This is a genomic window from Halovalidus salilacus (assembly GCF_031852275.1).
Lineage (GTDB): Archaea > Halobacteriota > Halobacteria > Halobacteriales > Natrialbaceae > Halovalidus > Halovalidus salilacus.
Genome location: NZ_CP134700.1, coordinates 2,715,338 through 2,737,683 on the forward strand (window position 1 = coordinate 2,715,338; position 22,346 = coordinate 2,737,683).

21 protein-coding genes are annotated in these 22,346 nt (G+C 68.2%); 4 read left to right on the plus strand and 17 right to left on the minus strand.

Translation table 11 applies throughout. The features are described 5' to 3' along the window. Positions 1-3: 3 nt before the first annotated feature. The 6 genes from cobJ to cbiT all read right to left on the minus strand — a co-directional run bounded on the left by cobJ (position 4) and on the right by cbiT (position 5,570). Positions 4-1,095: a precorrin-3B C(17)-methyltransferase gene (gene cobJ, locus RJT68_RS13400; protein WP_407037061.1), complete on the minus strand. Its 1,092-nt coding sequence runs from the start codon at positions 1,093-1,095 to the stop codon at positions 4-6. A gap of 8 nt (positions 1,096-1,103) precedes the next feature. After that, positions 1,104-1,988: a precorrin-3B C(17)-methyltransferase gene (locus tag RJT68_RS13405; protein WP_407037062.1), complete on the minus strand. Its 885-nt coding sequence runs from the start codon at positions 1,986-1,988 to the stop codon at positions 1,104-1,106. Next, on the minus strand, positions 1,985-2,986 hold the full coding sequence (gene cbiG / locus RJT68_RS13410; RefSeq protein ID WP_407037063.1) for a cobalt-precorrin 5A hydrolase: 1,002 nt from the start codon (positions 2,984-2,986) through the stop codon (positions 1,985-1,987). Before cbiG ends, RJT68_RS13405 begins: the two co-directional genes overlap by 4 nt. A 207-nt stretch (positions 2,987-3,193) precedes the next feature. After that, entirely contained in the window at positions 3,194-4,111 is a 918-nt protein-coding gene (locus RJT68_RS13415; RefSeq protein WP_407037064.1) for a cobalt-precorrin-4/precorrin-4 C(11)-methyltransferase, read from the minus strand. Then, a complete protein-coding gene (locus tag RJT68_RS13420; RefSeq protein ID WP_407037065.1) occupies positions 4,111-4,953 on the minus strand; it encodes a cobalt-factor II C(20)-methyltransferase in 843 nt (280 codons plus the stop codon). Before RJT68_RS13420 ends, RJT68_RS13415 begins: the two co-directional genes overlap by 1 nt. Then, entirely contained in the window at positions 4,950-5,570 is a 621-nt protein-coding gene (gene cbiT / locus RJT68_RS13425) for a precorrin-6Y C5,15-methyltransferase (decarboxylating) subunit CbiT (protein WP_407037066.1), read from the minus strand. The genes RJT68_RS13420 and cbiT overlap by 4 nt, the downstream gene beginning before the upstream one ends. A 235-nt stretch (positions 5,571-5,805) precedes the next feature. Here cbiT and RJT68_RS13430 point away from each other — a divergent pair, with 235 nt between their 5' ends. Then, a complete protein-coding gene (locus RJT68_RS13430) occupies positions 5,806-5,961 on the plus strand; it encodes a hypothetical protein (RefSeq protein WP_407037067.1) in 156 nt (51 codons plus the stop codon). Between the two features lie 48 nt (positions 5,962-6,009). Here the strand turns inward: RJT68_RS13430 and RJT68_RS13435 are convergent, their stop codons facing one another. The 4 genes from RJT68_RS13435 to cobN all read right to left on the minus strand — a co-directional run bounded on the left by RJT68_RS13435 (position 6,010) and on the right by cobN (position 12,933). Continuing rightward, positions 6,010-7,338, minus strand: a complete 1,329-nt coding sequence (locus RJT68_RS13435; protein WP_407037068.1) for a cobyrinic acid a,c-diamide synthase — start codon at positions 7,336-7,338, stop codon at positions 6,010-6,012. Further along, a complete protein-coding gene (locus RJT68_RS13440; protein ID WP_407037069.1) occupies positions 7,335-8,135 on the minus strand; it encodes a cobalt-precorrin-7 (C(5))-methyltransferase in 801 nt (266 codons plus the stop codon). The genes RJT68_RS13435 and RJT68_RS13440 overlap by 4 nt, the downstream gene beginning before the upstream one ends. A 1-nt stretch (position 8,136) precedes the next feature. Beyond that, complete coding sequence (locus RJT68_RS13445) at positions 8,137-8,949, minus strand: precorrin-8X methylmutase (protein WP_407037070.1); 813 nt, start codon at positions 8,947-8,949, stop codon at positions 8,137-8,139. A gap of 84 nt (positions 8,950-9,033) precedes the next feature. Continuing rightward, positions 9,034-12,933 (minus strand): cobaltochelatase subunit CobN, encoded by a 3,900-nt coding sequence (gene cobN / locus RJT68_RS13450; protein WP_407037071.1) that lies wholly within the window; start codon positions 12,931-12,933, stop codon positions 9,034-9,036. Positions 12,934-12,967: 34 nt separating this feature from the next. Here cobN and RJT68_RS13455 point away from each other — a divergent pair, with 34 nt between their 5' ends. After that, positions 12,968-15,229: a VWA domain-containing protein gene (locus RJT68_RS13455; protein ID WP_407037072.1), complete on the plus strand. Its 2,262-nt coding sequence runs from the start codon at positions 12,968-12,970 to the stop codon at positions 15,227-15,229. A 735-nt stretch (positions 15,230-15,964) separates the two neighbouring features. Here the strand turns inward: RJT68_RS13455 and RJT68_RS13460 are convergent. From RJT68_RS13460 to RJT68_RS13480, 5 genes are all read right to left on the minus strand, one after another. Next, positions 15,965-18,226: a CDC48 family AAA ATPase gene (locus tag RJT68_RS13460; protein WP_407037073.1), complete on the minus strand. Its 2,262-nt coding sequence runs from the start codon at positions 18,224-18,226 to the stop codon at positions 15,965-15,967. Beyond that, positions 18,223-18,468, minus strand: a complete 246-nt coding sequence (locus tag RJT68_RS13465) for a DUF7127 family protein (protein WP_407037074.1) — start codon at positions 18,466-18,468, stop codon at positions 18,223-18,225. The genes RJT68_RS13460 and RJT68_RS13465 overlap by 4 nt, the downstream gene beginning before the upstream one ends. Positions 18,469-18,807: 339 nt before the next feature. Beyond that, positions 18,808-19,020, minus strand: coding sequence for a DUF2196 domain-containing protein (locus tag RJT68_RS13470; RefSeq protein WP_407037075.1), 213 nt, complete (start codon positions 19,018-19,020; stop codon positions 18,808-18,810). A 118-nt stretch (positions 19,021-19,138) separates the two neighbouring features. After that, positions 19,139-19,927 (minus strand): TrmB family transcriptional regulator, encoded by a 789-nt coding sequence (locus tag RJT68_RS13475; RefSeq protein ID WP_407037076.1) that lies wholly within the window; start codon positions 19,925-19,927, stop codon positions 19,139-19,141. Between the two features lie 125 nt (positions 19,928-20,052). Then, positions 20,053-20,445 carry a DUF7344 domain-containing protein gene (locus tag RJT68_RS13480; RefSeq protein WP_407037077.1) on the minus strand — a complete coding sequence of 131 codons (393 nt, stop codon included), beginning with the start codon at positions 20,443-20,445 and terminating at the stop codon, positions 20,053-20,055. A 160-nt stretch (positions 20,446-20,605) separates the two neighbouring features. On the opposite strand from RJT68_RS13480, the gene RJT68_RS13485 reads away from it, so the two are divergent. After that, positions 20,606-21,091 carry a response regulator gene (locus RJT68_RS13485; protein WP_407037078.1) on the plus strand — a complete coding sequence of 162 codons (486 nt, stop codon included), beginning with the start codon at positions 20,606-20,608 and terminating at the stop codon, positions 21,089-21,091. Between the two features lie 49 nt (positions 21,092-21,140). Here the strand turns inward: RJT68_RS13485 and msrB are convergent, their stop codons facing one another. Further along, positions 21,141-21,560 carry a peptide-methionine (R)-S-oxide reductase MsrB gene (gene msrB, locus RJT68_RS13490; RefSeq protein ID WP_407037079.1) on the minus strand — a complete coding sequence of 140 codons (420 nt, stop codon included), beginning with the start codon at positions 21,558-21,560 and terminating at the stop codon, positions 21,141-21,143. 159 nt (positions 21,561-21,719) lie between these two features. On the opposite strand from msrB, the gene RJT68_RS13495 reads away from it, so the two are divergent. After that, positions 21,720-21,896 carry a hypothetical protein gene (locus tag RJT68_RS13495; RefSeq protein WP_407037080.1) on the plus strand — a complete coding sequence of 59 codons (177 nt, stop codon included), beginning with the start codon at positions 21,720-21,722 and terminating at the stop codon, positions 21,894-21,896. A 156-nt stretch (positions 21,897-22,052) separates the two neighbouring features. On the opposite strand, the gene RJT68_RS13500 is transcribed toward RJT68_RS13495, so the two are convergent. Then, complete coding sequence (locus tag RJT68_RS13500; RefSeq protein ID WP_407037081.1) at positions 22,053-22,214, minus strand: hypothetical protein; 162 nt, start codon at positions 22,212-22,214, stop codon at positions 22,053-22,055. Positions 22,215-22,346: the final 132 nt, after the last annotated feature.

The following is a 22,346-nucleotide window of genomic DNA, read 5'->3' on the forward strand; positions in this document are numbered from 1 at the left end:
AGTTCAGTAGTCGTACTTCGTCTCGTAGCCCCGCGGCGTCACCATCCGGTCGTCCCAGACGTACGTCTCCTCGTTCCCGACGACGATGGTCGTCGTCATGTCGATGATCTCGCTCTCGCCGAGGTCCTCGAGTTCGGACAGTTCGGTGATCATCACCTTCTCGTCCTCGCGGCCCGCGGCGTGAACGATCCCGACCGGCGTGTCGGGATCGCGGTGGGTCGTGAGGATCTCGCAGGCCTTCTGGAAGTTGTCGCGGCGCTTGCGGCTCCACGGGTTGTAGATCGTGATCGTGAAGTTCTCCTTGGCCGCCGCGTGCAGGCGCGACTCGATCTCGGGCATCGGCACGAGGTGGTCCGACAGCGAGATGGAGACGGTGTCGTTCACCAGCGGCGCGCCCAGTCGTGCCGCACAGGACTGGGCCGCCGGAACGCCGGGAACCACCTCGAAGCCGACCATCGACGCCGTCGCGCCCTTCGACTCGAGGATCTCGAGCGCCAGTCCGGCGAGCGCGTAGACGTTCGGATCGCCGCTGCCGACGATGGCGACGTCGTTACCCGCGAGCGTGCGGTCGATCGCCTCCTCCGTCCGCGACACCTCGCCGCACATCGGCGTGTCGTACAGTTCGTCGGCTTGCTCGGTGATCTCGTCCGGGATGAGTTCGATGTACGTCGTGTAGCCGACGATGTGCTCGGCCTCGAGTAACGCCGTCTTCGCGCGCTCGGTCATCCCCTCGGGGTGACCGGGGCCGAGGCCGACGGCCGTCAGTTTGCCCGGTTCGCCCTCGAAGTCGTCGACCGTCGAGCCGACCTTCTCCTTCGTCTTCTCGCGCTTGGAACTCGAGGACGAGGCCCCGCACTTCGAACCCGACGAACTCGAGGACGACGACGCGCCGCACTTCGATTCCGACGAGGACGAACTCGAGTCGTCCGTCGAGGCGCCGCACTTCGAACCGCTCGAGGCGCTGCGCTCCTCCGTCGGCTTCGACGCACCGCACTTCGAACCGCCGCTCTCGCTCCCGGTCTTCGCCGTCGAGGCGCCGCACTCGGATGTCGATTCGTCGTTCGCGTCGGCGTCAGCGTTGGTGTCCGTGCTCATGGGTCTGGTTAGAAATCGTCGACGTCACGCCCGCCGCGCGGGGTGACGAGGTACGTTCGGTCGTCGTTGCTCCAGGTCTCCGTCTCGTGGTTGCCGATGATGAGCGAGGTGCCCATCCCCGACACCTTGTCGTCGTGGTCGGCCGCCTCGCCGAGCGTCGTGATGAAGTGGCTCTCGCCGTTTCGCCCGGCGTCCGCGCGACCCGCGTCGTTGACGATGGCCACGAGGGCGTCGTCGGTGCGCCCTTCGCGGACGATCTCGACAGCCTTCTCGTAGTTTCGCCAGCAGTTGTAGAGGACGATCACGAACCCCGAGATCGCCGCCGCGCGAAGCTTCTCCTCGATCTCGTCCCAGCCGCGCCACTTGTCCGACAGGGAGACGGTGCAGAAGTCGTTACACAGGGGCGCCCCGACGTTCGCCGCCCCGCCGAGGGCGGCCGTGATGCCGGGAACGATCTCGATCGGAACGTCGGTCGCGTCCTCCTCCTCGGCCATCGTGAAGATGAGGTCCGACTTGCCGTAGACGGAGGGGTCGCCGCCCGAGACGTGGGCGACGTCCTTCCCCTCGCGGACGTGGTCGAACGCCGCTCGAGCGAGTTCGATCTGTCGGCCCATCGTCGAGCGGACGATCTCCTGCTCGAAGCCGTCCTCGCGGGTTACGACGCCGTCCTCGTCGACGGCGTCTTCGGGGGGAAGGGTGCCGTCGGCCCGGAGGAACTCCTGATAGAGGCTCGAGGCGATGACCACGTCGGCGGACTCGATGACCCGCTTGGCCTTCGCGGTCGTGTGGTCGGGCAGGCCGGGGCCGATGCCGACGACGTAGAGGGTGCCGTGCTCGTCGGGCGTTCCCTCGCCGGAGGCGTCTCCGCTCGAGTCGGTGTCGTCGACGCTCATCGGCCGATCGCCACCGTGACCTCGTTCTCGTAGCCGATCTTCTCCAGAACGAGTTCCTGCTCGGCGCCGCCGGCGATGGCCGACGCCTCGGAGACGCCCGGCCAGCCGATCAGTTCCTTCGACTTCGAGGGGGTCGGCCCCTCGTGCTCGAGCAGCGTCTCCTTATCGAAGACCACGACGCCGAGGTCGAGTTCCCGGGCCGCCTCGAGCAGCCCCTCCTCGTCCTCCTTGCGCGTCGCGGTCGCGACGAACTCGACGTCGTCGAAGTCGTAGTCCGTTCGGCCGAGGGCCTCCTCCCAGGCGGCGAGGAACGACTCCTTGCTCGCGCCGGAGACGCTGCCGGTGCCGATGACGACGCCGCCCTCTTTGTTGCGCTTGAGGACCGTCACGTCGTCGCCGACGAGCACGGCCCTGGGACCGTCGAGTCGGGCGACCGGCCCCAGGTTATCGTCGAGGACGGCGAGGTTCGTCTTCACCGTCGAGTCGCCGTTGACGACGTGGGCGTCGAGCGCCTTCGCGCGGGACTCGACGCCCTGCTTGCCCGCGGCCTCGCTGGCGGTCGTCATCGCGGGAATCGCGCCCATCGTCGCGAGGTCCTGTGCGACCTGGTTCGCGCCGTGGTGGCCGCCCGTGATCGGGATGGCCCACGTCAGTTCCTCGTCGATGACGACGATCGCGGGGTCCTCCCACTTGTCGTCGAGCAGGTGGGCCGTCTTCCGCATCGCGATGCCCGAGGCCATGAGGCCGACGAAACAGTCGTACTCGCCCCAGTGCTCCTCGAACACGTCGCCGTGGTACTCGAGGATGTCGATCGACTCGTACCGATCGCCGATTCCCTCCACGATCTCCTCGGCCGTGTCCATCTTCCGCTCGAAGGAGACGATCGCGATCTCCTCCGCGACCTCCCCGTCGCTGTCGGGGGTCGAACAGTGACCGCCGCTCGACCCCGATCCCGATCCTGTACTCGAACTCGTCTTATCGTCTGATCCTGAACTCATGTCGTAACCACCTGCGTACCGAACGTTCCACGCTCAAAACAGCCATCCGAACCACCGCTCGGGTGGGACTGAAAGGGGCCAGCGCGCTCGGCGAGCGAGACGACGTAAGCACCGGAACGAGCGAAGCGAGTGAGGAGCGCAGCGAGTCGCAGCCGTCGAGCGCGCTGGGGGCTTTCACCATGTTTTCGACGACTAGTTGCACCCATCCTAGTCATCGCCCGCCTCCGTCTCGCTCGTGCCCTTCGAAGAGCCTCGATTGGCCCAGTCGCCGTAGAGGAACGAGCGCTCGTAGCCGGCGCCCGTCACCGCGTCGCCGATTAGCACGAGCGCCGACGCTCGATACCCTGCGTCTTCCACTTTATCGGCGACCGTCCCGACCGTCCCGACGATGACGTCCTCGTCCGGCCACGAGGCGTGATAGACCACGGCCACCGGAATGTCCGGATCGTGGCCGTCCTCGAGCAGCCGATCCATCGTCTCGCGCACCGCGTGGGTGCCGAGGTAGATGCAGGTCGTCACGTCGCCCATCCCGACGAAGTCGGAGATGTGGTCCTCCTCCTCGGTCAGGGTCTTCCCCTGCGGCCGGGTGAACGCCACGTGATTCGAGACCTCGTTGAGCGTCAGCTGGGTTCGCAGGGTCGCGCTGGCCGCGAAGGCCGAGGTGACGCCCGGAACGAAGTAGGTGGGGACGCCCTCGTGCTCGAGCGCGTCCATCTGCTCGAGCGCCGCGCCGTAGATGGCGGGGTCGCCGCTGTGCAGGCGGACCACGTTCTGCCCGTCCTCGTAGGCGTCCCGCATCAGCGGGATCAGTTCCTCGAGATCCTTGCCGACGGAGTTCACCAACTCGGCGTCGGCGCAGTACAGGTCGAGCACCTCGCTGTTGACCAGCGATCCGGCGTGAACGACCAGGTCGGCCGCCTCGAGCAGTTCCTTGCCCGCCACGGTCAGCAGCCGCGGGTTGCCGGGGCCGGCGCCGACGAAGGGGATCCCCTCCTGCTCGTCGCCGGCGCTGTACTCGAAGATTCTGTCGTCCAGTTCCTCGCGGCGGCGCTCGCCCTGGGCGTCGATCGCCGCCTGGGGGTCGCCGCCGTCCGCCTCCGCCGTCCTCTCGTCCGTGTCCGTCATTAGTGCTCGTGCCCTCCGTGACCGCCGCAATCGCCACCCTCGCAGGCTTCCGTCCGCTCGAGTTCGACCGCCTCCCCGCCGTCCGCGATCGTCTCACCGCTCGGGTCGTCCGTCGCCTCGTCGACGTCCGCCGGTTCGTCGCCGTCGCCAGCGGCCTCCTGGGTGAACACCGCCGTCGCCGACTCGATCTCGAGGTCGCGCTTCTCGGCGTACGCGAGCGTGTAGTAGTCGCGCTCGGCGAGTTCCTCGGGATCGTCCGTCACGATCGTCTCTCCCTGTTCCATGAACAGCCGACGGCCGTAGATCACGTCGTAGCCGGCCTCGACGAGCCCCTCGTGGGTCGTGGGCGCGTCGGTGACCTTGAACAGGATCATCCGGTCCGGCCCGGTGGGGCTCTCCCCGTTCGCCGCCTCCCGCAGCGAGAGGCCCGCGCCGGCTTCGATCTCGACGCCCAGCGCCGTCGCGAACGCCGTCATCGCGCTCACGCCGGGGACGATCTCCGTCTCCACGTCGGGGTGAAACGCCTCGATCGTCCGCCGGAGGTGGCCGAACGTCGAGTAGACGTTCGGATCGCCGAGGGTGACGAACGCCACGTCGCCCTCCGTCGCCCGCGGTGCGACCTCCGCCGCGGCCTCCTTCCACGCCTCGCGCAGTTTCGCCTCGTCCTTCGTCATCGGGAAGTCCAGGTCCCCGATCTTCGACTCGTCGACGTGCTCGAGCGCCACCGATCGCGAGAGTCTGCCGGGCGAGTAGACCACGTCGGCGTTCTCGAGGACCGCCTTTCCCCGAACCGTGACGAGGTCCGCCTCGCCGGGGCCGAGGCCGACGCCGTAGAGGGTCATCGGGTCGCCTCCCGGCCCCCGTCTGCGGCGACCGTCTTCCCGTCGTCCTCGTCAGATTCCTCGTCCGGGGGTGAGGCGCTCCCGACCAGCATGTACACCGGGTTGTCCGACTCGAAACTCGTCGCTCCGGCGAGTTCGTAGCCGTGGCTCACCTGGAACTGGACGACCTCCTCGAGGATCCCGCGCTCTCGGAAGGCCTCGGTCGCGCGGCCGGCGACCTCGAGGCGGGAGACGTTCATCACGATCCGATCGACCTCGGTCTCGACGGCGTGGTCGAGCACCGCCTCGAAGTTGCGGCTGCCGCCGAGGAAGAGGGCGTCGGCGTCGTCCGGAAGGCCCTCGGGCGCCTCCGCGTTCCGAAGGCCGACCTCCGCGCGCACCGTCTCCGCGTTCGCCGCGAGGTTCTTCTCGGTCGTCTCGAGCCGCTCGGGCTTCCGCTCGAGGGCGGTCACCCGGCCGGCCCGCTGTGCGGCCTCGATGGTGACGGCCCCCGTGCAGGAGCCGACCTCCGCGAAGTGGTCGTCCGGCTCGAGCGCGAGCTTCGAACGGACGACGGCGCGGACCTCCGGCTTCGTCGGCCCGGCCTTGGCGTCGTGTGGAAGCGCGATGGGTGGCATCACCCGTCATCTCTGCACGCTCCCCTAAAACAATTTTGTTTGGGATAGGACAACGTAGCTTGTCGAACTCGCGGTGAACGCCCGTCGAACGTCGGCGCACCGCGATCGGTGTGAGATCGGACCGTCGCGGGGGTCTGGGCGGCCGGCGTGCGCGTGTAGCGTTCGAATCGTGCCGGCGCCGGCCCAACACAAATTGGAACAATAGCGAAACCCGACCGCGGCGTTGGTACGGGTGATGAGTGAGTCAGAATCGGTCTCGAAGGTCATCGCGGTGTGTCAATCCTGCGATTCGGTGTACGTCTCCGAGGTGAAGCCGGACGGAGCGATTCGACCGATCGGCGTCGCGGAGGAGTGTACGTGCGGCGACGGCGACTTCAAGCGACTCTCCTGAGCGTCCTCCCCCGTTCGGTTCAGCGGCCGCGCGTCTCGCTCGAGCGCCTCACTCGACGAGCGACTCGAGGAACCGATCGAACGCGCCGCTCTCGGCGTGGACGTGGACGTAGGTCCCGAGCGATTCGTACTCGATCAGACCGTCGTGGTCGCCGTCGATGCCGTCGCCCCGGACCGTCTCGAAGGCGAACCGGGCGTCGCCATCGACGTCCGCGCTCGAGTAGTGGAACTCGTGACCTCGGATCCGCTCGCCGGCCGCGGCCGTCAGCGTTCCTTCGAGCGCCTCGAGTTCGACGTGGTCGAGCGCCTGGTACCGGTCGTGCATGGTCACGTCGGCGGGCAGGATGCCGGCCATCTCGTGGCGCTCGCCCTCCGCCGTCGTGAGCGACCGGCTCATGGCCATCAGGCCGCCGCACTCGCCCAGAACGGGGAGCCCCTCGCTCGCCAGGTCCCCCAGTTCGGAGAGCGTCCCCGACGTCTTGAGTCCTTCGGCGTGCAGTTCCGGGTAGCCCCCGGGGAGGTAGACGCCGTCGCAGTCGGGGACGGGGTCGCCCGCGACCGGCGAGAAGGTGACGAGATTCGCGCGCTCGCGGAAGCGTTCGATGGTGGCCGGGTAGCGGAAGCAGAAGGCGGCGTCGTCGGCGACGGCGACCGTGGCGTCGACCGCGTCGGTGATCGGTTCGTCGTCCACCGAAGGTGGCGAGCGAGCCACCGCCGCCAGTCGCTCGCCGTCGATCGTCTCCGCGGCCGCCTCGAGCGCGGCCTCCGGCAGCGCCGCCTCCTCGCCCATGTGGAGGCCGAGGTGGCGGTCCGGGATCTCGAGGTCCGAATTCGGCGGGATTCGCCCGAAGTACTCGAGGTCCGCCGGAAGCGCGTCCCGGATCCCGTTCTCGTGGCGTCCGCCGTGGGCGCGCTGGGCGACGATGCCAGCCACTTCGATGTCGCGGCCGATCTCTTCCGCGTACCGCTGGAATCCGAGGGCGGTCGCGGCCACGCTCTCCATCCCAGCCTTGGCGTCCACCACGAGGACCACGGGCAGGTCGAGCGCCTCGGCGACCATCGCGGTGCTCGAGCCCGAGCCGTCGTACAGGCCCATGACGCCCTCCACGACGCACACGTCTCCCTCCCCGCGGTGGTAGTTTCGCAGCAGGCCCTCCTCGCCGCAGAGCCACAGGTCGAGCGTACGCGAGGGACGGCCGGCGATCGCCTCGTGGTGGCTCGGATCGATGAAGTCCGGCCCCGCCTTCGCCGGCTGGACCTCGTAGCCGGCCGACTCGAGCGCCTTCGCGATCGCGAGCGTCGCGACCGTCTTCCCGACGCCGGAACTGACGCCGCCGAGGACGAACCCTCGCGGCCCCGTCGACGGCGCGGCGGTCATTCGATCACCACTCGTTGCCGAACCGCCAGCACCACCAGATCCGAAAACGGCGTGTCCTCGGGACCGTCACCGCCGGCGTGCTCCGATAGCTCCGCGAGCGTGAAGCGGTGGATCCCCTCGTCGTCGTGGGTCAGCTTCTCGAGCACCAGCGCCTCGAGGTCCGGTTCTGCACCGTTCTCGAGCAACATCTGAGCGAGATCGCCCGGCATCCGATCGTACGGTCGCGGGAGGACGAGCGCGTGTCGCTCGTCGTCGACGACCGCGCTCACGAGGCGCTCCACGTCGGCTTCGAGGTCGCCGCTCTTGTGCAGCGTGACGAACTCCGCGTCCTCCATCGGCGTTCGGGCGCGGCTAGCGGCCACCTGCAGCGAGGAGATGCCGGGGATCACCCGGACCGGTGTTTCGGAATCGGCCTCGCGGACCGCCCGCTGGACCTTCCCGACGAACTGGTAGCCCGAGTGGTTCGGATCGCCCATCGCGACGGCCGTCCCGCGCTCGCCGGCGGCGACGCGCTCGGCGAACGCCTCGAGCGCCTCCGCCTCGTCCCTGTACCCGCAGGTCAGCAGGTCCGCGTCGGTGCACTCCTCGACGAACTCGACGACCGTGGTGAAGCCGACGACCACGTCAGCCTCGCGGATCGCCCGCTCGCCGCGCGGGGTGAGGTACTCGAGGTTCCCCGGGCCGACGCCGACCGCGTACACCGGGGTGTCCCCTTTCTCATCAGTGTCCGGCTCGGGCGCTGCGGCCGCGAACGTCGCCGGATCCGGTCCCGACTCGAGGTCGTAGTCGTCGCCCATCCTACTCGTCCCCGTCTCCGTCCTCGGACTCGGCCTCGTCGACGATCCGATTCCGCCCGTCTCGAGCCCGCTCCTCGGCGGTGACGTCCAGCTCGAGGTTGGCGGTTCGAGCGTCCTTCGCGACGTGGATCAGTTCGTTCGTCAGCGCGGCGGCGAGGCCGCTGCCGCCCCGCCGGCCGACGTGGGTGATGGCCGGGACGCCGTACTCCTCGCTCACCTCGCGGATGCGCCGTCGGCTTTCCTCGGCCTTGACGAAGCCGACCGGGTTCGCGACAACGACCGCGGGTCGCGTTCCCTGCTCGATGCAGTCGGCGAGGGCGAGCGCCGCCGTCGGCGCGTTGCCGATCGAGACGATCGACCCCTCGAAGGCGCCCTCCTTGTCCAGCTCGAGCATCGCCGCGGCGGTCCGGGTCATTCCGGTCTCCTTCGCCAGCTCGGTCCCGTGGCCGATGGCCTTGTAGACCTCACAGTTGTGGCCCCGACCCGTAACGCCGGCTTTCACCATCGTGATGTCCGTGACGATGTCGGCCTCCTCGAGGACCGCTCGCGCACCCGCTCGGACGGGGGCGTCTTCGTCGTCGCCGACCTCGTCCGATCCGGTAAAGCGGATCATGTGCTGGAACTCGATGTCGCCCATCGAGTGGACCGATTTTTGACGCACTCGGTCGGCCAGCGTCTCGTCCGGCACGAACTGCCGGACGATGTCGAGGCTCGTCTGCGCGATGTCCATCGCGTTCTTCGTCGTCGCGCCGAGGTCGGCGTACTCCTTCTCGAACTCTCCGTCTCGCTCCTGATTTTGATCGGCGTCGCTCATCGAGTATCACTCTCGTTGTACCGGGTGTCGATCGTCGGCCGAACGCGTTCCGCCCGGTCGGTAGTCGGCGACCGGATCGCTTCGTCAGTCATCGTTCGTCACCCCCACGGCGTCGTTGGTCGTTCGCGCTTCGAGGTCGCCCTCGACCTCGAGGTTGAGGTCGCGCAGGCGGTCGACCGTCTCCTCGTCGGCGTTCCAGAGGCCCCGGTCGACGGCCTCGAGCAGCGTGTCGGTGATGGACTCGAGGGCCCAGGGGTTCACCTCGCGCATCCATTCTTGACGAGCGTCGTCGAAGGCGAACTTCTCCGCGACCTCCGCCCAGAGCGTATCCGAGATCACGCCCGTCGTCGCGTCCCAGCCGAGGGTGACGTCGACGGTCGTCGAGAGGTCGCCGGCGCCCTTGTAGCCGTGTTCCTCCATCGACTCGAGCCAGTCGGGGTTCAGGACGCGGGCGCGCATCGCCTTGCGAACCTTCTCCTCGTTGGTGTACACCGAGACGTTGTCCGGATCCGAGGAGTCGCCGACGTAGGAAGCGGGTTCCTCGCCCGAGATTTCGGCCACCGCGGAGATGAATCCGCCGTGGAACGCGTACCAGTCAGAGGAGTCGAACTCGTCCTGCTCCATCGTGTCCTCGAGTTTGACGGTGGCGTCGACGCTCGAGAGGCGCCGTTCGAAGGCGTCGTGGGCGTCCGACACCTTCCCGCGTTTGCCCATGGCGTAGCCGCCCCACTGGACGTAGACGCTCGCCAGATCGGAACGGTCGTCCCAGTTACCCTCGTCGACGGCCTTGTTCGTCCCGGCGCCGTAGCCGCCTGGCTTGGTCGTGAAGACGCGGTGCAGGGCCGCTTTTTTGGCCTCCGACTCGTCGAAACCTTCCGCCTCGAGTTCGGCCTGCTCCTCCTCGACGTGTTTCTTCACGAAGTTCATCTCGTGGGGTTCGTCGAGGTCGACCACGGCGTCGACGGCGTCGTGGATGACGCCCGCAGCGGCGGGGAAGGCATCCCGGAAGAGCCCCGACACGCGGGTCGTCACGTCGACGCGCGGTCGACCCAGCTCCTCGAGCGGGATCGGTTCGACGTCGTCGATCCGACCCGCGTCGGTCCACTTCGGCTCGACGCCCATCATCGCGAGCACCTGGGCGACGGTCTCGCCGCGGGTGCGGACGGTGGGGGTGCCCCACGCCACGACGCCGACCTCCTCGGGATACTCGCCCTCCTCGGCGTGGTGGCGCTCGAGGACCCCCTCGGCCACCTCCTTGCCGACCTGCCACGCCGCTTTGGCGGGCACCTTGCGCGGGTCGAGCGTGTAGAAGTTGCGCGCCGTCGGCAGCAGGTCGACGCCGCCTCGGGTCGGCGCGCCGGAGCCGCCGGGGGGCACGTACTCGCCCTCGAGGGCGTCCGCGGTGCGGGGGATCTCGTCCTCGGCGCCGCGCACGCGCGGAGCCGCTTCCTCGCAGATGTACGCGAGGACTTCCCGGAGGTCGTCGTGAGCGCCCGGCTTCGCCTTCGCGTCGCCGATCGTCTCGAGGTCGACGATGAGGAGGTTGACGTTGACCTCGTCCTCGGGACCGCCCTCGAGTTCGGAAACGGGCACGTCGAAGTCGTGCTCGGCCAGCGTCTCGATCAACTCGACGCTCGTCTCGTAGACGATATCGGCCGCCTCCGCGTAGGTCATTCCCAGGTCCTCGTCGTAGGCGCCGGGGGACTCGAGCATCGCCTCGTAGTCGACCCCCAGCGCGCCGGCCACGCTCTCGCGCAGGCTGGGCGCGCCGGGGTTCTCGAGGCGGGTGAGGGCAACGAGGTACTCGATCAGGCGCTCCCCCTCCGGCGGTTCGGACATCGTGTGCAGCCCCAGGCGGATCTGGGTCGTCTTCACGTCCGTGAGGTACTCGTGGATCCGCTCGACGAGGTCGTCGATCTCGAGGTCGTCTCCGTCTACCTCGCCCTCAGCGAGCGTCGATCCGGCCTCGTCCGGGCCGCGAACGTCGACCGTCTCGTCGATCGTTCCGGAGATACCGAGTTCCACGGCCAGATCGAGGTCTTCGACCGCCTCCCGAATGAGCGTCTCGAGGTGCTCGCCGTTGTCGGTTCGGGCGTCCTCCATCCCGGCTTCGCGGTACTGGTTGGCGAGTTCCTCGAGTTCCGCGAGGTCGTCGTAAACACCTGCATCGCGCATCACGGGCGTCAGGTAGTCGACGATGGCGGCGTAGGACCGGCGCTTGGCCTGGGTCCCCTCGCCGGGGTTGTTCACGATGTACGGGTAGACGTTCGGGAGGTCCGCGACGAGTTGATCGGGCGCGCTCGCGCCGTTCAGCCCGACGGTCTTGCCGGGGAGCCACTCGAGGCTGCCGTGCGTGCCGAGGTGGACCACGGCGTCGGCCTCGAATTCCTCGCGCAGCCACGCGTAGAAGGCGTAGTAGTCGTGCGGCGGCTGCAGGTCCGAGTCGTGGTACACCTTCGAGGGGTCCATCCCGAACCCGCGCGGGGGCTGGACCGTCACGAGGACGTTTCCGAACTGGGTTCCGGGGATCGCGAAGGGGCGGTCCGGAACCTCGCCCCACTCCTCGACGACGTGTTCCCGGAAGCGCTCGTCCGCCTCGGCGAACCACTCCTCGTACTGCTCGGTCGAGACGACGTCGACCGAGAGGTCGCGGACGTCCTCGGGGGCGACCCAGCGGTCCTCGAGGGTGAGTTGGGCGGTCAGCGTCTCGACGAGGGTCTGACCGTCCGTTGGCGCCTCGCTCCCCAGATCGTACCCGCGCTCGGCCAGTTCCTCGAGCAAGTTGACGGTGGACTCCGGACTATCGAGGCCGAAGGCGGTCCCGATGCCGTCGTCGCTCGGCGGGTAGTTGTGCAGGACGACGGCGACCGTCTTCTCGTCGTTTGGCGTGTGACGGAGTCGCGCCCAGTTGAGCGCGAGGCTGGTCGCGTGCTCGACGCGGTCCTCGATCGGGAAGTGGTGTTTCGGCGCCGAGCCGATGCCGGCCTCGTCCTCGGTGCGCTCCTTGCCCGAGATGGGGTGGGTGATGACGTTCCCGTCGAACTCCGGCAGGGCGACCGAGAGGGCGAGTTCGAAGCCCATCACGCCCGTGTCGCTCGATTCGTAGCGAGAGCGCGAGCGCATCGTCGTGATCGTCTGGACCACGGGCACGCCGAGGCGGTCGAGGAAGACGTCCTCGGCGCTCTGGCCCTCGTCGCTGGCGCTGCGACCGCGCTCGTCCATCGAGAGGGAGAACATGAACGAGGAGAGCACCGCGTCGACGATCGGTTCGCCGTCGTCGTCGATCAACCAATTATCGGTCACCCACTCGGCGTCCTCCTGCTCGTCGGAGTCCGTCGCAGGGTTGCAGAAGATCGGCAGCGCGTTCGCACCCTTCTCCTCGAGCGAGCGCACCTGCGCGTCGACGTACCGGGTGTTCTCGTGTGTCCAGTGAGACTCGTAGAACCAGATGACCACCGTGGGCGCGTCGGGGTCGAACGTCTCGAGCAGTTCCTCGTACTCGATCCCCGGGTGATCGGGGTGGTAGACGTCCTCGGTCGGCAGCGGCGTCGGATCGTCCGCGGGGACCTCGAAGTCCCGCCCCTCGAACGTCTCGACGAGGAACCGACACAGGTTCTCGACGTTGATCGTCCCGCCCTTCTCGAGGTACTCGTAGGCGAGGTCGCGGTGTTCCTCGCTCACGGTCGTGTCCTCGAACGCGAAGGCGTCCCCCGTTGCCTTCACGATCAGCGGAACGCCCGCTTCCTCGAGCGCGCCGGTCGCGTAGTCGTACCCCGGCATGCTGTCCTCGGCCCCGTGGAGCCAGAAGACCGCCGCCGCGGCCTCTCGCAGTTCTTCGACGAACTCCTCGACCGCCGCCTCGTCGTCCAGGTCGCTCTCAGACCTGACGACGAGGTCGACGCCCTCGCTCTCGAGGCGTTCCGCCGCGCGCCCGATCGAGCCGAGTTCGTTCTCCGTCGCGGTGTAAATCCCGATCCGTGTCATGGCGTTTTTAAACCTCGATTGTATTAGCTCAAGCATGGTTGTCAACGCCGGGGACAAAAAGGTGTCGTCACTTCCCTTTCCGGCGATCGTCGGGCAGGAGGAATTAAAGCGCGTCCTACTCTGTGTCGCCGCTAACGACGACCTCGACGGGGCGCTGATCGTCGGCGAGAAGGGGACCGCGAAGTCGACCGCCGTCCGGGCCCTGGTCGACCTTCTCCCCGAGCAGCGGGCCGTCGCGGACTGCCCCTACGGCTGTTCGCCCGACGACCCCCGCGAACAGTGCGGCGACTGCCGAGCGCGGGATCCCGAGGACCTCCCGATCGAGACCCGTCCCGTCCCGCTCGTGACCCTCCCACTCGGCGCGACCCGCGACCGGGTCGTCGGCACCCTCTCCGTCGAGGACGCCCTCGCCGGCGAGGCCGACTTCGACCCCGGCCTGCTGGCCCGCGCCAACCGCGGCATCCTCTACGTCGACGAGGTGAACCTCCTCGAGGACCACCTGGTCGACGTCATCCTCGACGCGGCCGCCAGCGGCGTCAACGCCGTCGAGCGCGACGGGATGAGCGTCGCACACCCGGCGAACTTCACCTTGATCGGGACGATGAACCCCGAGGAGGGCGACCTCCGCCCCCAACTCCGGGACCGGTTCGCCCTCCAGGCGACCGTCGTCGGCTGTCGCGAGGTCGACGACCGGGTCGAGATCATGGATCGGGTGCTCGCGAACGGGTCGGTGGGCGACGGTGGCAGCGGTGACGACGGGAGCGTCGGGGGCGACGAACCGTCGCCGGCCGAGCGGTACGCCGACGACGTCGCCGACCTGAAGCGGACGCTCGAGGAGGCCCGCGACCTCCTCCCGCGCGTTTCCCTCCCCCGAGACTTCAAGGAGGAGATCGCGGAACTCTGCCTCGAGGCGGGCGTCGACGGCCACCGCGGCGACGTCGCCACGGCCCGGACCGCGATGACGATCGCCGCGCTCGAGGGGCGCGCGACGGTCATCGAACCGGACGTGTACGAGGCCGCGACCTACGCCCTCCCGCACCGGCTCCGCAGCACGCCCTTCGAAGACGAACCCGACCTCGAGGACCTGCTCGAGGACCGCTTCGACGACGCGGACGGAGGGGCCGACGACGATTCGACCGACGCCGACGATTCCGAACACGACGACGGGGCCGACGAGGATCCGAGGTCCGACCCGGACGACGCCGACGAGTCCGGGGGAGACGGGGGCGACTCGAGTGGGAGTCCCGACGAATCGGACGACGACGGGACCCTCGACGGGGACGGTGACGGCTCGAACCGCCCTTCGGAACGCCCCGCGCCGACGAACGCCGACGCCGACGGTGCGGAGGCGGAGGCAGGGGGAAACGGATCCGCTGGGAACGAATCGGGCGGCTCGAGCGACCGCGACGGTGACGGGGGTGGCGATGGGGATGGCGATTCGGACGCCGGCGACGAGGACACCGCGACCCCGCTCGTCCCCGGCCAGCAGCGCGCCGGCATCGGCGACGGGACGGCGCCCTCGCTCGAGGAGGTCGAGGAGACGACCGTCGACGGAACCGACGTCGGCGCTTCCGGGGGATCGCGGGCGAAGAAGACCCCCAGCGTCCACAACCGCGGCGCCCGCGTTCGCACCGAGCCCGCGACCGGAGACGGTCCGATCGACGCCGCGGCCTCGGTTCGCTCGGCGGCCGCTCGCGGCGAGACCCGCGTCGGGAAGGAGGACCTCCGGCAGTCGGTGCGGGCGGGCGAAACCTCGGTGACCATCGTCTTCGCGGTCGACGCCAGCGCCTCGATGCGACCCGCGATGCGGGCGGCCAAGGGCGTCGTCCTCGACCTCCTCCGAGACAGCTACGAGCGCCGCGACGAGGTCGCGTTCGTCGCCTTCGCGGGCGAGGACGCCGACGTGCTCCTCCCCCCGACGAACAGCGTCACGCTCGCCGCGCGCCACCTCAAGGAACTCCCCTCGGGCGATCGGACGCCCCTCCCAGCCGGCCTCGAGACCGCCCGCGAGGTGATCGACCGGGCGAAGACGGACGCCGCAGTCGTCGTCCTCGTCACGGACGGGCGTGCCAACGTCGCCGACGGCAGTCCCACGGAGGCGACCCGGCGAGCCGCTCGAGCCCTCGCCGCCGTGGACGACCCCGTGCACGTGGTGGTCGTGGACGCCGGCGACGGCGCTCGAGCGGGGCTCTCGGAACTGGTCGCCGAGGAAACCGGCGGCGACCTCGTCGCCCTGTCGTCGCTCTCCGTCGAGACGGTTCGGGAGGCGGCGAACGCGGCCTCGGGCGAGCGGTAGACTGAGGACGGAATCGGCCGGAAACTGCGAAGTGGTCCGCTGGTTCGTCTACCGGAACCAGCTGACGAGCCAGAGCAGGACACCCGCCCCGATCAGTACGAGACCTGCAGTCGAGGTGATGGGCTCTGGGAACAGAAAGAGGACCACCCCAGCGGCGACGAGCAGCGTACCGAGTCCGTACTTCGCTTTTGCTCGATCGAACCAACTCCCCGAGTCATCCGCTGTGGTTTCGGTTGTACTCCCTCTCGCTCGATCCAACAGGCTCCCTGAATCGTCCGCGGCGGATTCGTTTGAACGCCCTCTCGCTCGATCTAACCAACCGTTCGACTCGTCCTCGGTTTCCTCGGCCGTTTGTCTGCGTCGCATAGGGAAGTCTTATACTCGAACTGAGAATAGCAGTTCGCCTTCCAGTGCTGGTCGTTGAAAGTCCGGCTAGTAGATACGGCCTCTCACCGTCCTCCGATTCGATACTCGCCCGCCGATACGCTCTTCCACCTATACTTTTCTCGGCGAATCGATACTCCGCACCGGGAAGAAGCTTCTCGGGAACAGCCCGCGATTCGCTGCCCGGCGTGTGACGTCGTTCAGCCGACCTGAACACGACGTTTTCCGCACCACCGCACTACGGAGTCGTGTTACTCTCCCGGGGGAACGGGTGACGTCGAAACGCGCGGAGAAAAACGGAGGCTAGGACGCAACGGGAGGGTCGGAGCCGAAAACCGCGGCTCGAGACCCCTACTGGAACGTCCTGCCGACTTGCTCGGCCGGTTCGGGTTCGGCCTGCTCGAACTGCTCTTCGATCTCCTGGTAGCGCTCGCGGGTTTCGGGGGTCACGCTCGGGTTGACCTCGCCGAGGGCGTGTTCGAAGTGCTCCTCGCTGATGCGGACGTTACCGACGGTGTCGGCCATCTCCTCGGGTTCGACCGAGGTGATGAACTCGCGGCTGGCGGCCATCGCGGCCTCGCGGCAGACGGCCTCGATGTCCGCGCCGACGTAGCCCTCGGTCTCGCTCGCGAGCCGGTCGAGGTCGACCGCCTCCGCGAGGGGCTTGTCGCGGGTGTGGACCTCGAAGATCTTGCGGCGAGCCTCCTCGTCGGGGACCGGCACGTGGACGTGGCGGTCGAGCCGTCCCGGACGGAGCAGCGCGGGATCGATCAGGTCCGGACGGTTGGTCGTGGCGACCACGACGACGTCCTCGAGTTCCTCGAGGCCGTCGAGTTCGGTCAGCAGCTGGCTGACGACGCGCTCGCCGACGCCGGAGTCGGTGGCGCCGCGGCCGCGCTCGGTCGCGATCGAGTCGATCTCGTCGAAGAAGATCACGGTCGGTGCGTTCGACCGCGCCTTCTCGAATACCTCGCGGACGCCCTTCTCGGACTCGCCGACGTACTTGTTCAGCAGCTCGGGGCCCTTGATCGAGATGAAGTTCGACTGGGCCTCGTTGGCGACGGCCTTCGCGAGCAGCGTCTTGCCGGTGCCCGGCGGGCCGTACATGATGACGCCCTTCGCGGCTTCCATGTCCAGCGCGTCGAACACCTCGGGGTAGTCGAGCGGCCACTGGACGTTTTCGCGCAGGCGCTCTTTGGTGTCCTCGAGCCCGCCGACGTCGTTCCACGTGACGTCGGGGACCTCGACGAAGACCTCGCGCAGCGCCGACGGCGAGATGTCCTTGAGCGCCTCCTTGAAGTCGCGCTCGGTCACCCGGAGCGACTCGAGCACGTCCGCGTCGATCTCCTCCGCCTCGAGGTCGAGTTCGGGGCGGATGCGCCGCAGGGCGTTCATCGCGGCCTCCTTGGTCAGCGACTCGAGGTCGGCGCCGACGAAGCCGTGGGTGTTCTCGGCGTACTGGTCGAGGTCCACGGAGTCAGACAGCGGCATCCCGCGGGTGTGGACCTGCAGGATCTCCGTGCGGCCGTCCTTATCCGGAACGCCGATCTCGATCTCGCGGTCGAAGCGACCGCCGCGGCGGAGCGCGGGGTCGAGCGCGTCGACGCGGTTGGTCGCCGCGATGACGGTGACGCGGCCGCGCTCCTCGAGGCCGTCCATCAGCGAGAGGAGCTGGGCCACGACGCGGCGTTCTACGTCGCCGCCGGCCTCCTCGCGCTTGGCCGCGATCGAGTCGATCTCGTCGATGAAGACGATCGCGGGGGCGTTCTCCTCGGCCTCCTCGAAGATCTCGCGGAGCTGTTCCTCGGACTCGCCGTAGTACTTCGACATGATCTCCGGGCCGGAGATCGTCTCGAAGTGGGCGTCGATCTCGTTGGCGACGGCCTTCGCCATCAGCGTCTTCCCGGTGCCCGGCGGCCCGTGGAGCAGGACGCCCTTGGGCGGCTCGATGCCGAGTTGCTGGAACAGCTCGGGGTGGCGCATCGGCAGCTCGATCATCTCGCGGACCTGGTCGAGTTCGCTGTCCAGGCCGCCGATGTCCTCGTAGGTGACGTTCGGCACGCCCTCGGCGGAGCCGCCGGCGCCCGAGGAGATCTGTTCAGCGGGCGTCTCGGAGATCTCGATGCTCGTCGAGTCCGTGATGACGACCGTTCCCGAGGGCGACGTGCTCGCGATCTTCAGCGGCACCGACTGACCGGAGCTGGCCATCGGCCCGAACGAGAGCGAGAAGGGCACCGTCTGCCCCTCCGTGACGGCCTGCCCGCTCAGCTTATCGCGCACGAGGGGGCCGATGTCGCCCCGGATGCGCAGGTTCTGGGGCAGGGCCACGGTGACCGAGTTCGCGGGCTTGACGTCCGCCTGCTCAACGGTCACGCGGTCGTCGATCCCGACGTTCGCCTCCTGGCGGAGCCGACCGTCGATTCGGATGACGCCGCGGCCCTCGTCCTCGGGGTAGCCGGGCCACACGCGGGCGACGGCCTGTCCGTCACCCTTGCCGTCGATGACGATGTAGTCCCCGTTCTCGAGGTCGAGTTCGCGCATCGAGGCGCGATCGATCGCCGCGAGCCCGCGTCCCGCGTCCTTCTGCTTCAAGGGTTTGACGGTGAGTTTCATCTGTTGCCCTCCATTTCGACAGTGAGCACGCCGTTTTTGATAAACGTGTGCGCAACGTCCACGTCGTCCGGAAGTTCGAAGTCGTACTGCTCGTCCTCGACGACGACGATGACGGTGTCGTCGACGACGTCGACCGACGCCTCGGGGCCGATCCCGAGGTCGATCGCGAGCACCGACCCGTCGTCGTACTCGTACCGGCGGATCAGTCCGCCCTGTTCGCGAGTGAGTTGCTCGAGAGTCATGTTGTTACTAACCCAGGGTAAGCGCCAAAACTATATAAATCTTTCTCCATCAGACCCGAAGACTGCGGTGAGATCCGTCGAAAGTCATTGTTCGCAGTTCACACCAGGTGACGAGTGCGACGTCCGCAGCCACCCGACCAGTTCGACGTGCGGGCGACGAAAACGATCGGCGGTGGCGCGCCGGCCGGACGGCGGTCGGAGCCCGAGGTGATGCGAACGGTACTCGAGGGTAACGCAGGACGATACGCGAGCGCGAGCGGAAGCGGAGAATCCGAGTTCGCCGACGCGCGCGGTCGCACGTCGACCGAATCGATCAGGTTTCGACCGGGACCGCGTCGATCACTCGTCGACGACGAACTCCCGTACGTGGCCCGTGACGCCGCTTTTTAGCTCGACGAGGGGCCCCTCCGTCGTCTCCTCGTAGATCGAGGCGACCTCGCCGACGATCGGCTCTTCGTCCTCGGAGTGGACGTCAGTGTCCTCCTGGACGATCCGAACCGTGAGTCCCTGGCGAAGTTCGTCGGCGGTCGGTTGGTCGGGGTTGGCGGCCATAGGCCAGCGTCCGCCGGTCGCGTCGAAAAGGGTGGTGCCTGCATTCTCGAGCGGGCTCGATCGACCCCGAGGGCAGCCAACGACGACGTTTTCGACGGTTTCAGACCGACAACGAGGTTCAGTCGAAGACGGTCCCGGAGTCGATTCGCGATCCGAAAACGTGGCGGGTACCGACGACGAGACCGTGGTCCGGTCCGCTCGCCCAGATCGCCGTCTCCTCGTTTTGCCCCGGACGCGCCCCCTCGGCCAGCGCGCCGATCAGGACCGATCGTCGGTCGATCATGACGATTCGACCCAACCACTTCCCCTCGAGTTCCGCCGGACCGGCCGCAAGCTCCGTGACGACCACCTCGGCCGAGGGCACGTCGGTCTCGACTCGCTCCGCGGCCTCGTCGGAGGGTACCTCCACGAGCGTCCGCACGTCCCCGTCCGGCGCCGACGATAGCGCCTCGCGAAACGCCGGACCAACGAGGTCGTCGTCGGCGACGAGGACGTAGATCTCCTCCGTCGCGTCCGCCAGGAGGGTGTCGATCCGCCGCGTCACGTGCTCGTGGTCGGCGATCGCCCAGGCGCCCTTCTCCTCGACGCCCTTCGATCGGTGGAGTTGCGAGAGCGCGTCGTCGGCCGCCTCGAGCGACGATTCGTACTGCTCCCGGAGGATCTGGAGCGCGTCGTCGATCGAGATCGACCGGTACTCCCGGGGTTCGGACTGCTGCACGTCGACAAGACCGCGCCGGTGGAGTCGATCGACCGCGTCGTAGACGCGGGACCGGGGCACCTCCGAGAGGGTCGCGACCTGGGACGCCGTCGCCACCGGGACCCGGGTGAGCGCGACGAAACACCGGGCTTCGTACTCCGTCAAACCGACCTCCTGCAAGCGCTGAACAGCCTGGTCTTCGGTCGGCATGAAAACGGAGTATCGGACGGACACTGGAGGGGATGGTGCTTGCGTACGCGGGTAGGGACGCTCTAATGGACGAGGGAAATCGCGCTCGAGCGAGCGAGTCCCAGATCGGTCGAGCGCACGCGCGATCAGCCGAACGAGCCGCGGATCGCGCTCGAGCGATCGAGTAACGTGCGACCCTCCTCCGTCAGCGAGGCCGTCTCCTTCCGGTGGTCGTACTCGATGGCGCCCGCGTCCGAGAGCATCGGGAGGTGGGTGTGACGAAGCGAGAGTTCGATCGTCCGCCGATCCCCCGTCGAGACGGACCCGTCGGCGGTGACGTCCCCGCGGCGATCCTCGAGCGCGATCCGAACCGCGAGATCGGACAGCGCGACGGGCCGAGTTCCCTCGTGGCTGGCCAGGTGCCGGAGAACCGATCGCCGGTGTCGGTGGCCCAGCAGGCGGAAGGCGGAGTCCGTACCGGCGGAAGACGGGCCGACGAACGGGGCCAGGCTCTCGGGATCGGAGATCAGTGGAATCATACCCGTCGTAGACGTCGAGCGTACTTGTACCCGCCGTGAGGATCGACGGGACGACGTGGTTGTCGTTTCGGCGGGGATAACACCCGGTGCGGCGGAACGACCTGTTGTCACGGGGGGTGTACCAGTTCACTCTTTATACCGTCGATTCCTCGTCCCCACAATGAGTGGTCGTGAACCCGATCCGGTGGACGTGCTGGTGGTGGGCCCGACGCCGGAGGGCGACCGTCCGTACGCGACGGCGTTCGCGGGGAAGGAACGCGAGACCCGGCTGCACGTCGTCGGCGGCCGGGAGGCCCGCCGATACCTCGGCCGGTGTGGCGACCGCGGGGACGTGCCCCGTCCGGACCTCGTCATCGTGGACCTCGAGGTGTCCGGCGCGGACGCGACCGAACTCCTCGACCCGCTGGACGATCGCGACGGCTTCGCCGCCGTTCCGCTGATCGTGCTCGGCCGATCGGACGATCCGGCGGTCGTCGAGCGGGCGTACGATCGCGGAGCGAACGCCTACGTGCGAAAACCGGCGGATCCGGGTGGGTGCGTCGACGCCCTCCGGACGGTCGGGGAGTTCTGGTTCGACGTCGCGCGACTCCCGCCGAAAGAACTGGACGAGTCGGGCGGAATCACGCGCGTCAGCGACGAGTGCTGATCTAACGCGCAGTGGTCAGGTGCAGAGCGGACCGGATCGAGATCCTCCGTCACTCGTCCTCGTCCTCGTCCTCGAACTCGAGCGCCACCGAGTTGATGCAGTAGCGCTTGCCGGTGGGGTTCGGGCCGTCGTCGAAGACGTGGCCGAGGTGGCCGCCGCAGTTCGCACACAGCACCTCCGTGCGGCGCATACCGTGGCTGGTGTCGAGGCGGGTCTCGATCTTATCGTCGTCGGCGTCGTAGAAACTCGGCCAGCCGCAACCCGAGTCGAACTTCGTCTCCGAGTCGAACAGTTCGGCGCCGCAACCGGCGCAGGCGTAGCTCCCGTCCTCCTTGTGGTCGACGTACTCGCCGCTGAACGGCGGTTCCGTCCCCGCCTCGCGGAGGATGCGGTACGCTTCGTCGCTCAGATCCTCGCGCCACTCCGGGTCGCTCGAGGGGAGGTCGTCGGGGTCGGACTGGTGGGCCATACTCGAGATACGGGCGAGAGACTCAAGAGTCTGTCTCGATCGAATCGCCTCGTTCGACGCCGTCCCCGTCGACGCGACCTGCCCACTCCCGGAACACTTCGAAGATTCTCGGATATTCGGAGGGAGAGAGCTATCGTTCGACACGACGAATGGGTACCGATGTCCAGTCGAACTGAAGACGACGGTACCCGCGATGCGCTGGGAACGGGGTTTGCGGTCGGCCTTCCCGTCGGCGTCGCGATCGGCGTCGCCACGGATAATCTGCCGATGGGGATCGCCATCGGCCTGGCTCTCGGTCCCGCGTTCGGGGCCGGGTGGAGGCGATTTGGAACGTAGATCGTCGCGGGCGGCGAACCCTCGGTTCCGAGAGTACTCGGTCGAACGATTGCTCGCCCCGATTCACCCCGAATCCAGAGGACAGAGCCGGTACCGTCGACGACCGAATCCCCCGTGCGCTTCACTCCCCGTTTCGTCCCGCCGGCGAGGTGCCGATCACCGGCCCGTGATGACGTTCGTGCTCTCACACTCCGGACACTGCGTCATCCGTCCCAGTCCGGGTACCTCGAGGCGGCGCCAGGCGTCGTCGCCACCTGGCGCCTCGAATCCGCAGTTGACGCACCGTGACCGATCCGTCGCGGCTGATTCGCTGGCCATGTCCGAACGTATGCTACCGGTCGGCATAGGACTTTCCGGACGTCACGGCGTTCGAGAGAGTCGGAACCGACTATCGGTTCCCGGTCGGGAGTCGACCGGCGCGTTCGCGGTGCCCTCCGGGCGTCCGGTCGA